Origin of the sequence: Paenibacillus sp. GCM10023250 (assembly GCF_042653205.1) — a bacterium.
Lineage (GTDB): Bacteria > Bacillota > Bacilli > Paenibacillales > Paenibacillaceae > Paenibacillus_Z.
In genome coordinates, this window is the sequence record NZ_JBHSHY010000014.1 from 124700 (window position 1) to 134378 (window position 9679).

9 protein-coding genes and 1 pseudogene are annotated in these 9679 nt (G+C 61.5%); 3 read left to right on the plus strand and 7 right to left on the minus strand.

What is annotated here, in order from left to right:
• Positions 1 to 250 precede the first annotated feature (250 nt).
• The 5 genes from ACFPB1_RS13765 to ACFPB1_RS13785 all read right to left on the minus strand — a co-directional run bounded on the left by ACFPB1_RS13765 (position 251) and on the right by ACFPB1_RS13785 (position 4414).
• Positions 251 to 733: a disulfide oxidoreductase gene (locus tag ACFPB1_RS13765; RefSeq protein WP_379226167.1), complete on the minus strand. Its 483-nt coding sequence runs from the start codon at positions 731 to 733 to the stop codon at positions 251 to 253.
• Between the two features lie 2 nt (positions 734 to 735).
• Entirely contained in the window at positions 736 to 1458 is a 723-nt protein-coding gene (locus ACFPB1_RS13770) for a DsbA family protein (RefSeq protein ID WP_379226145.1), read from the minus strand.
• Positions 1459 to 1515: 57 nt separating this feature from the next.
• On the minus strand, positions 1516 to 3465 hold the full coding sequence (locus tag ACFPB1_RS13775; protein ID WP_379226147.1) for an ATP-dependent DNA helicase: 1950 nt from the start codon (positions 3463 to 3465) through the stop codon (positions 1516 to 1518).
• A gap of 130 nt (positions 3466 to 3595) precedes the next feature.
• Positions 3596 to 3796, minus strand: coding sequence for a cation transporter (locus ACFPB1_RS13780; protein WP_379226149.1), 201 nt, complete (start codon positions 3794 to 3796; stop codon positions 3596 to 3598).
• 72 nt (positions 3797 to 3868) lie between these two features.
• A complete protein-coding gene (locus tag ACFPB1_RS13785) occupies positions 3869 to 4414 on the minus strand; it encodes a hypothetical protein (protein WP_379226151.1) in 546 nt (181 codons plus the stop codon).
• Positions 4415 to 4730: 316 nt separating this feature from the next.
• Between ACFPB1_RS13785 and ACFPB1_RS13790 the strand changes: the two genes are divergently transcribed.
• Entirely contained in the window at positions 4731 to 5204 is a 474-nt protein-coding gene (locus ACFPB1_RS13790) for a C40 family peptidase (RefSeq protein WP_379226153.1), read from the plus strand.
• 74 nt (positions 5205 to 5278) lie between these two features.
• Here the strand turns inward: ACFPB1_RS13790 and ACFPB1_RS13795 are convergent, their stop codons facing one another.
• Positions 5279 to 6562, minus strand: coding sequence for a chloride channel protein (locus ACFPB1_RS13795; RefSeq protein WP_379226155.1), 1284 nt, complete (start codon positions 6560 to 6562; stop codon positions 5279 to 5281).
• A gap of 170 nt (positions 6563 to 6732) precedes the next feature.
• On the opposite strand from ACFPB1_RS13795, the gene ACFPB1_RS13800 reads away from it, so the two are divergent.
• On the plus strand, positions 6733 to 6888 hold the full coding sequence (locus ACFPB1_RS13800) for a DUF1540 domain-containing protein (protein WP_379226157.1): 156 nt from the start codon (positions 6733 to 6735) through the stop codon (positions 6886 to 6888).
• A 145-nt stretch (positions 6889 to 7033) separates the two neighbouring features.
• Here the strand turns inward: ACFPB1_RS13800 and ACFPB1_RS13805 are convergent.
• Positions 7034 to 8536, minus strand: a pseudogene (locus tag ACFPB1_RS13805) (ABC transporter ATP-binding protein); the annotation flags it as partial.
• A gap of 186 nt (positions 8537 to 8722) precedes the next feature.
• Between ACFPB1_RS13805 and ACFPB1_RS13810 the strand changes: the two are divergent.
• Positions 8723 to 9496, plus strand: coding sequence for an alpha/beta hydrolase (locus ACFPB1_RS13810; RefSeq protein WP_379226159.1), 774 nt, complete (start codon positions 8723 to 8725; stop codon positions 9494 to 9496).
• The last annotated feature ends 183 nt before the right edge of the window (positions 9497 to 9679 follow it).

Genomic DNA, 9679 nt, shown 5'->3' on the forward strand with positions numbered 1-9679 from the left:
AACGGCTACCTCCATCAAAAGTAAGTACAACGGGATCCTAAAAGTCCTTCTTATTACATTAACCCGTCATAGCGTTCATCCATACATGATACCAGAACTATTTGGGAGGAACAAATAAAGCGACAAATCTCCTCATAATCTTCATATTTACATCCCGAGGATTCGACAATACTGGGATAATCCGTAAAAAAAAGCTGCCCGCGTCCAATAGCGACGCCGCGGCAGCCTTTTAAGCTAGTATGACCTGCGTTCAACGAGCCGGGAGAACCTCTTCTTCGTCATCCGTCTCGCCCTCTTCGTCCGGTGCGCCCTGTTTCAAGCCGTTGATCAGCAGCGCGGTAATCAGAATGAACGCGACGAGCGCCAGGAACGGAATCGTGACGTAGCCGCCGAACCAGTCCAGGTAATCCTCGCTGCACGGCACGCCGACCGTGCACGGCAGCACCTTGGCCAGCGCGGGAATCTGCTGCTCCAAGTAGTGATACAGCGAGATGCAGCCGCCGATGATGGATAAAGGCAGCACATACCGGATGATTTTGCGATCTTGATAGTAGCTGGCGACGCCTAGCAGGATAACGATCGGGTACATGAAGATCCGCTGATACCAGCACAGGTTGCACGGGATGAATTTCATGATTTCGCTCAAGTAGAGACTGACGCCGACCGCGACGATCGAGACCACCCAGGCGAAATAAAGCGCGTAGCGTCGGAACAATCCCGGGATCGGCGACATCGTCATTCAGCCGAATCCTTCAGCGCGTCCTCGATAGCCGCCTTGATCGCGCCGTAGTCGGCGAAGTTGCCGGTGAATTCTTTGCCGTTAATGAACAGCGTCGGCGTCGACCGCACGTTGGCCTTGATCGCGGCCGAGTTGTTTGCGTTCACTTCCTTGATGTACGTCTGGCCGTCGATGTCCTTCTTCAGCAGATCCGCGTCGACGTCGATCCCGTTATACTTCGCGAGCTTCACGAGATAGTCGGGCGTCGCCCAGATCGTCTTCTCGTCGGGCTGGTTCTTGTACAGCGCGTCGTAGTATTTCCAGAACGCGTCATTGCTTTGGTGGAAGACGGAATGCGCCGCCAGCGAAGCGGTCGTGGAGTCCGGCCCGATGAAGGGGAAATCCATGAAATAGAGCGCAACCTTGCCGGTATCGACATATTCCTTCTCCAGCACCGGCTTCACCTGCTGGCTGAAAATCTGGCAGGACGGGCATTTGTAGTCGCCGAACTCGACGATCTTGACCGGCGCGTCGGACTTGCCGAGCACGGGCAGACTGGCGTAATCGAAGTCGGTCGGATTCGATCTCGGCGTGAAGATCAGCGCCGCGACGATGCCGAGCACGACGACGATCGCGGTCCCCCAGATCAGCTTCCTCATCGTCTTGCGCTGTCGTTCCAGCCGTTCCTGCTCGGCCTTGCGCTGGCTCTTGTAGGTGGACTTTTTTATCGGTTGCGTCATCGGTTCCCTTCCTTTTCTATCAGTCTACCCAAATTGTAAGAGCCGTGCTGGTAGATGTCAATTCGCGTAAGGGGCGAGCACGGACAGCGCCGCGCCTTCCGGAAGGACGTCCCGGACCGGGCCCATCACCGCTTCGTCGGCCAATTCGCCGCCGAAGATCGTCGCGATGCCCTCGTCGTCGCGCTTGCGGATCAGCCGGCCCATGCCCTGCCGCAGCCGAAGCAGCATGTAGGGCATGTCCACGTCCCGGAACGGGTCGGCCGCTTCCCGGCGCTTGGCCGCGAATACGGGGTCGCGCGGCGGGAACGGCAACGACCAGACCAGCACGTGCGACAGCGAAGGCCCAGGAATGTCCAGCCCTTCCCACAGCGTGACGGCGCACAGGACGCTAGCCTCGTCGCGCTGGAAGTCCGCGATCAGATGACTGATCTCCGCGTCCCCTTCGTAGAGGAAGCGGAACTCGCCGAAACCGGGCACGCCGGCGATGCCTTCGCGAAACCGCGCCTGCTCCTCCCGCGACGGGAACAGGAGCAGTGCCCGGCCCGCCGACTGCTGCAGCCGCCCGAGCGTCAGCCGAAGCTTCGCGGCGGCGTCCGTCTCGGCCGAGACCGCCACCGCCATTCGGTGTTCGTAGTCGTACGGCGATGGGACGGAGAACGACAGCGCGTCCTCGATGCCGAGGCTGTAGGCGATGTAGCGGAACGAGCCGCCCGCGGAGAGCGTCGCCGACGAGAAGACGACCGGCATGCCGCCCGAAAATACCCGCTCCTTGAGCATCTCCTTCACGAGCTTCGGCATGATGACGAGCGTCGTGCCGTCCGGGTCCCGCTCCGCCCAGGAGATCAGCCCTTCCGGCTGCTTGTACAGGCGCAGCGCGGTCTGGAGCATGTCCAGATGCTCCTCCACGATCGTCAGCTGGTACGCGTCGATCGTGAACATGCCGCTCTCGAAGACGAGCTCCTCCTCGATGGCGTCGAGCAGCGCGGCGAACCGCTCCACTTCGCGGAGCAGCCGCCCGGTCGGCGGCACCTCCAGCCGGTCCGAAGCTTCCACTGCGATGCTCGTCGCGTCGATCAGGCCGAACAGCTTCTCGCTCTGCGCGATGGCATCTTCGATCGCTTGGGCGAGCGTTTCGCGGATGTCGCTCTGCAGCAGGCGCGTGACGATCGCCTCGAACGCCGCATGCTTGAGCTTGTACGTCAGCGCGCTTTGGGCCGCCGTCTCCAGCAGATGCCCTTCGTCGAACACGACCGAACTGTGCTCCGGCAGGAGCGGCAGCTGGCCTTCCCGCTTCCGGGATTCGTACGTCCACACATGCTCCATGTAGAAGTCGTGCGAGCAGACGATCACGTCCGCCGCCTTGCGGTAATGCTCCCGCGAGAGCGTCTGGCCGCAGCGGTGGCGCCGGCTGCAGACGAGGCAGTCTTGAAACGGGTCCCAGGAGACCGCGCGCCACTGCTCGTCCGATAGATGCGGATAGTCCTTCCGGTTGCCGTACGGCCGGAACGCCTGCATCGTACCGGGATTGTTCACGAAGTCCGGCAGCGAGGCGTACACGTCCCCGAGCGCCTCCAGATGCTCCGCGCTGCCGCGCGCATCGTCCAGCTTGTTCAGACAGAGGTACTGGTCCATTGACTTGCCCAGCCGGGCGTCGATCGTCAGATCCAGGTAGCGGGCAAGCTTGGCGATGTCCCCTTCCGGCTTGACCAGCTGCTCGATCAGCGACTCGTCCGCGCAGGCGATGATCGCCGGCTTGCGCGTATAGCGCGCGTACAGCACGGCGTACAGCAAATACACGAGCGTCTTCCCCGTGCCGACGCCGGCTTCCGCGAATATCGTCCGTTTCTCTAGGTACGCGCGTTCCAGCTGAAACGCCATGTAAATCTGCTCGTCCCGCAGCTCGAAGCCAGCTTCGGGCAGCCGCTCGTAGAAAACGTCCGCGATCCAGTCGCTGGCCTGCTGGATGAACGGCGTTTTGGGATCGAATTCAAAAGGATACATATTCACGACATGCGAGCCTCCAATCAAGCCTTAATCATAGCATGCCGCGGCTGCGCAAGAAAAGGCCGATCCGGCATGGATCAGCCTGGATCGGCCTTTTTTCGATGCCGGCGCCTTCGAGCGGCGGCGGCCGGCTTCAGGAGACGACGTCGAACCCCTGGTCCTCGATCGCCGATTTGATCTGCTCGATCGTGATCGACTTCGCTTCGTAATCGACCGTCACACGGTTGCGCGCAAGATCGGCCTTGGCGGCGACGCCTTTCTTCCTTAATGCGCCCTCGATGCTGCTGACACAATGCTGACAGGACATGCCCCTGACTTCGATGATGCTCGTCATGTCAACCCTCTCCCGTTCGGTTCGTCTTAAACTGCCGGCGTGCAGTCCGCAACCGGCTAATGCGCTGCGATGTCAGCCTTGATAGAGGAAGACGGCTGCCAGGACGAAGAGGCCGAGCCCGAACACGAACGGGTGCATCAGCACGGTCCCGCCGCCGGATGCGCCGGCATCCGGGTTCCCCGCCGCGGCCGAAGAGCCGCCTTCTTCCCGGATCAGCTGCTGCAGTACGAGATGTATAAATAGAAACAGCACGTCGACGAACAGCACCATCGCCGCCGCTCGGCCGCCCAGCATGACGCCGAGCATCGCGCCCATCATGCCGCCCATGATGCCGGCCAGCATGCCGTCGAGCGCCGCCATCGTGCTGACCGGCTTCCCGGCCAAATACCCGCAGGCGACGCCGAGCAGCACCGCGCCCGCCGTCGGAACCGCCAAATCCTGCGGAAACAGGATGCCCGCGACCGTCCCCGCCGCCAGGCTTTGCATCATGCCGACCGTCATGGCGATCATCATGCCGGCCATGCAGCTCAAGGACGCGCGCCGCCGGTACGCGTGCCAGATCGACCTGCCGGACATGCCCGTCACCGCCGCCAGGCTTGCGAGATAGAATACCGTCATGATCGCCGGCTCCTTTGCCCATTATGACTGATTGTATTCAGATAAGCGCTTTCAATATGTCAAGATTCCAAACATGAGGAATTTCTAATGCTTTTCTCATAGAGTGAGCGAAAGCCTTGATGGGCTTGTATCGCAAAGGTTGCAAGTAAATGCTGGAAAAAAATCATGTGCTATAGTGGAACTAGGTCAAACGACCTTGTGCAGACGACAGACGCTGCGTCCGGTGCACTACTATAGATGCGGACTGTCGCCGAAACTTTCTCTGCCCTAGTCGGAACCGACAACGCAGAACTCACACCCAAGGGGGAAATTAGTCATGACGAAAAAGAAATTCGGTAAACTGATGATGAGCGTAACGGTGAGCTTTTCTTTATTGATGGGCGGCACGGCGATCATTCAGGCTCAACCGGCGCATGCGGCGATTTCTTCCTCGAAAGCGTCTTCGGTTATCGCTTCCGCTAAAAAATACTTGGGCACGCCCTACAAATTCAACGCGTCCACGTCGACAACGAAAGTGTTCGACTGCTCTTCGTTCACGAAGCGCGTATTCGGCATGAACGGCATCACGCTGCCGCGTTCGTCGCACGACCAATCGAAGGTCGGCAAATCCGTCAGCAAGAGCAGCCTGAAGCCGGGCGATCTCGTCTTCTTCTACAGCCCGGTCCACCACGTCGGCATCTATATCGGCGGCGGCAAAATCATCCACACGTACGGCAAGCCGGGCGTCACGATCGACACGATCAATTCCGGCTGGTGGAAATCGCACTACGCATTCGCGCGCCGCGTGTAGGCTAGGCGCACCTCACCTTTCGAAATGACAAGAGCACCGTTTCCGCAACTTTGGAAACGGTGCTCTTTTTACTTTCAGGACGGCCGCGACCGGGCGGACCTCCGCCGCTTCATATGGTCCCGAAGCAGCGCGGCGCCTGGAAACCGGACGAAATGCCGCGGCTTCGGCACGCCGTGCAGCTGCGCGCCGTAAATGCCCGCGTGACCGGAAAACATGTAGCTGACCAGGCAAACGACGAGCATGTACGCCGCACCGTCGGCGCCGAACAGCTCCAGGCCGAGGAAAAAGCAGGCGGCGGGCGCATTGGCCGCGCCGCTGAACACCCCGATCAGCCCGAGTCCGGCCAAGAACGATGCGCCTAGATGCAGCAGCGGCGCCAGCGCGCTGCCGAGTGCCGCCCCGATGACGAACAGCGGCGTCACCTCGCCGCCCATGAACCCGGAGCCGAGCGTGACGGCCGTGAACGCCGTCTTCCACAGAAATGCCGCCCCGGACAACGGCTCGTGGAAGGCCTGCACGAGGAGCGGCAGGCTGAGTCCCAGATAATCCCGCGTCCCCGCGGCATAGGACATGCCGATGACGAGCAAGCCCCCGGCGAAGCTCCGCACCCACGGGCGTGCGAGGACGGCCGTCATTCCGCGCTTGACCCAGCCGACGGCGCATGTGAACAGCAGGCTCATCAGCCCAAAGAGCACTGCCGCCGCGGCGATCTTCACGAGCAGGACGGTCGAGAAGGCGGGGATGCTCCCCATTTCGTACTGCAGGTGGCGAATGCCCCACGCGCGGGTGACCGCGTCGCCCGCGAACGCCGCGACCGCGCACGGCACGATCGTTCTCGGCGAGATCCAGCGGCCCGGCGTTACCACCTCGAGCGCGAATACCGCTCCGGCCAGCGGGGTTCCGAAGACGGAGGCGAAGCCGCCCGCGACGCCGCACATCAGCAGCGCCCGCCGGTCGGCGCCTTCCGCCCGGACCAGCCGGCCGAACGCCTCCGCGAGGCTTCCGCCCATCTGCACGGCCGTTCCCTCCCGGCCGGCGGAGCCGCCGAACAGATGCGTCGCCCACGTGCCGATCAGCACGAACGGCGCCATGACCGCCAGGACTCGCTCCGTGCGCTCCGCGGGCTCGTCCCCCAAACGGATTTGCTCCACGATAAGATTGTTGCCCTTGCCGGCATTGCCGCCGTAGCGCGCATACAGCAAGCTGACAAGCGCGCCGGCCGGCGGAAGCAGCCACAGCAGCCAGGGTGCCGACAGCCGGATGTCCGTCGCCCGGTCCAGCCCCCACAGGAAGAGCGCCGAGGCGCTGCCCGTCAGACCGCCCATGACGGCTCCGAATGCGAGCCAACGAATGAACATGCGCATAATTCCGATTCCATTGCCTATGATGCCATAACGAACGATAGGCCCTTCCGTTTTCCTCCATGATAAGACGGACGGATGCATTCCGGCAACTGAATTGCCGCGATCGGGTATAAAAGGCATGCAAAAACGTCCATCCTAGACGAAGGATGGAGGTGAATACGCTCATGGCCAAAGATGTACTGTGCGAAGTGAATTCCTGTAAATATTGGGCTGCCGGCAACCAATGCAACGCCTCTTCGATCTATGTCGTGAACAACCGCGGCAAGCAAGCCCATAATTCTGATGAAACCGACTGCAAGACGTTCGAACCGAAAATTTAATGCTGGATCGGGCCGCCTTTGCCTAGAAGGCGGCCCGCCGTCGTCTATTCGTAGTATAGCCAAGGCTGATAATAATTATCAGTGAGAACGGAAATTGAAATTGAAATTCGCAAGGTCTAGCCGTCTTTCCTGACCAACCGAACCTTTACGCGGGGTTCGGCTCCGCCTCCTGCTCCTGCAGCCGAAGCTGCTGCGCCGCGAATTCGCGGTACATCGGATGATCCCGGCTCAGCTCGTCGTGCGTGCCCCGCCCCGTGATCCGCCCTTTCTCGACGAAGACGATCTGGTCCGCGTCCACGACGGTGGACAGGCGATGCGCGATGACGAGCGTCGTCCGGCCGGCCATGAGATTCTTTAGCGCCTCCTGTACGATGACCTCCGACTTGGAGTCGAGGCTCGAGGTGGCTTCGTCGAGCATGAGGATTTTCGGATCGCGCAGCAGCGCCCGCGCGATGGCGATCCGCTGGCGCTGGCCGCCCGAGAGCTTGATGCCGCGCTCGCCGACTTCCGTCTCGTAGCCATCCGGAAGCTCCCGGATGAAGCCGTGCGCATGGGCCATTTCCGCCGCGCGCGCAAGCTCGTCCTCGCTTACGGCGCGGTCGATGCCGTAACAGATGTTCTCGCGGATCGTCCCCGCGGTGAGCGGGCTTTCCTGGGATACGTAGCCGATCTGCCGGCGCCACGACGGCAAGGAGAAGCTGCTGATCTCGTCACCGCCGAGCCTGATCGTCCCGCCGGTCGGCTCGTAATACCGCTCGAGCAGCGAGAACAGCGTCGTTTTGCCGCCGCCGCTCGGACCGACGACCGCCGCCACCGTGCCCGGCGCCACGTCGAACGTCACGTCCCGCAGCACCTCCTCGCCGCCTTCGTAGCCGAAGCTCACGCCTTCGAACCGGATCGGCCGGTTCGCGTCCGCCACTTGTCCGCCCCGCTCGTGGTCTTCTTCGTCCGCGTCCAGGATGTGCACGATCCGCTCCGTCGCGCCGACTGTCTTCTTGAATTGCGTGAAGAACGTGGAGATTTGCGACATCGGCATGACGATCTGGATGAGGTACAGGATAAACGCGACCAGCTCGCCCGCCGTCAGCGCGCCGGACGACACCCGCATGCCGCCGTAGCCCACGATGACGACGAGGAGCATCATCATGACGAAAAACATAAGCGGTGCGATCAACGCCTGAATCTTGGCTTCTCTGCGCCCAAACCGGAACAGGCTCGATATGCCCTGCTCGCCGGCGGCGTATTCGCGCGGTTCCGCGTTCATCGACTTGACGAGCCGGATCTCCGACAGCACCTGGGTCAGCGTGGCCGTGAAGGAAGCCGTCTCGGTCTGCAGTCCTTTGGACACGAGGTACATTTGACGGCCGAGCGGCACCATGAACAGCGCCGCGATCGGGATGACCCCCAGCATGACCGCCGTCATCCGCCAATCCATGTAGAACAAGACGACGACCGAGCCGGCGACGGATATGATGCCGCTCAGAAACCCGGTGAAGTTCTCCGCGATCAGCTGCTTCACGATGCCGGTGTCGTTCGTCATCCGGCTGATCGTCTCGCCCGTCCCGTGCTTCGCCTTTATCCTTGTCGTGACGAGTTTCCATGGCAATCCTTCCTTTCGCGCCTCTTCGGCGTTTCCTGCGCTAAGCTTGCCGATTCAGCATAACGTCCCATTTTGAACGGAATATGAACGGTTCCCGGCAAGCGCGAATCCGGAGACCGAAAATTGGACTATACGCGGCGGACGAGAAATGCTTCAATAGAGAAGAACGGGCCGGCTTGTCCTGCAAGCGGTTCCATTTGCATGTATATCCTTATCCGGGAGGCTTCATTCATTATGGCATTGATTCAGTGCGACTTCTTCTCCGACGTGCTTGGCTTGTCCAGCTCGATGTACGTCATTCTGCCGCAAAACGCGCAATCGCAAATCGGGATGGAATCGAAAGCGGCCCCGAGCAAGCATAAGACGCTGTTCCTGCTGCATGGCTTGTCCGACGACCACTCGATCTGGCTGCGCCGCACCTCGATCGAACGTTACGTCGCGCCGCTCGGCCTCGCGGTCGTCATGCCGGCCGTCCACCGCAGCTTCTACACCGATATGGCGAGCGGCGGCGATTATTGGACGTTCGTCAGCGAAGAGCTGCCGGCGCTGGCCCGCTCCTTCTTCCCTCTGTCGGACCGCCGCGAGGACAACTTCGTCGCCGGCTTGTCGATGGGCGGCTACGGCGCGTTCAAGCTCGCGCTCAACAAGCCGGAGCAGTATGCCGCAGCCGCCAGCCTGTCCGGGGCGCTCGATGTATCGACGTTCGAGGAGCGCGCCCCGGTCGATTTCGGGCGGATCTTCGGCACGGCCGACGCCGCGAACGGGCTGCCGAACAACCTGTTCCTGGCCGCCGAGACGCTGAAGGCTTCCGGCCGGCCGATTCCGCGCCTCTACCAATACTGCGGCACCGAGGATTTCCTCTACGAGGACAACGCGAAGTTCCGCCGGCACGCGGAATCCCTCGGACTGCCGCTCACCTACGAGGAAGCGCCGGGCGAGCACAGCTGGGAGTATTGGGACGAATACATCCGCCACGTGCTGAACTGGCTGCCGCTCGGCGAAGCATAAGCGCCGCCGGCTCGTACCGGTCCGGCCTCGGCATCGCTGCCCGAGGAGCTGCGCCGAAATCGAGTAGGAGGAGGCGGCTAGCCTCCGTCCTCTCACACCACCGTACATGCGGGTCCGCATACGGCGGTTCCAAAAGGTTAACAAAGCTCCAAATAACGTGAAAGCATACTCTTGAGCCCTTTC

Excerpts from the sequence above, each read along its gene's own strand:
- ACFPB1_RS13765 (WP_379226167.1), bottom strand. The coding sequence starts at position 733 with ATGTCGCCGATCCCGGGATTGTTCCGACGCTACGCGCTTTATTTCGCC.
- ACFPB1_RS13770 (WP_379226145.1), bottom strand. The coding sequence starts at position 1,458 with ATGACGCAACCGATAAAAAAGTCCACCTACAAGAGCCAGCGCAAGGCC.
- ACFPB1_RS13780 (WP_379226149.1), bottom strand. The coding sequence starts at position 3,796 with ATGACGAGCATCATCGAAGTCAGGGGCATGTCCTGTCAGCATTGTGTC.
- ACFPB1_RS13785 (WP_379226151.1), bottom strand. The coding sequence starts at position 4,414 with ATGACGGTATTCTATCTCGCAAGCCTGGCGGCGGTGACGGGCATGTCC.
- ACFPB1_RS13790 (WP_379226153.1), top strand. The coding sequence starts at position 4,731 with ATGACGAAAAAGAAATTCGGTAAACTGATGATGAGCGTAACGGTGAGC.
- ACFPB1_RS13795 (WP_379226155.1), bottom strand. The coding sequence starts at position 6,562 with ATGTTCATTCGTTGGCTCGCATTCGGAGCCGTCATGGGCGGTCTGACG.
- ACFPB1_RS13800 (WP_379226157.1), top strand. The coding sequence starts at position 6,733 with ATGGCCAAAGATGTACTGTGCGAAGTGAATTCCTGTAAATATTGGGCT.
- ACFPB1_RS13810 (WP_379226159.1), top strand. The coding sequence starts at position 8,723 with ATGGCATTGATTCAGTGCGACTTCTTCTCCGACGTGCTTGGCTTGTCC.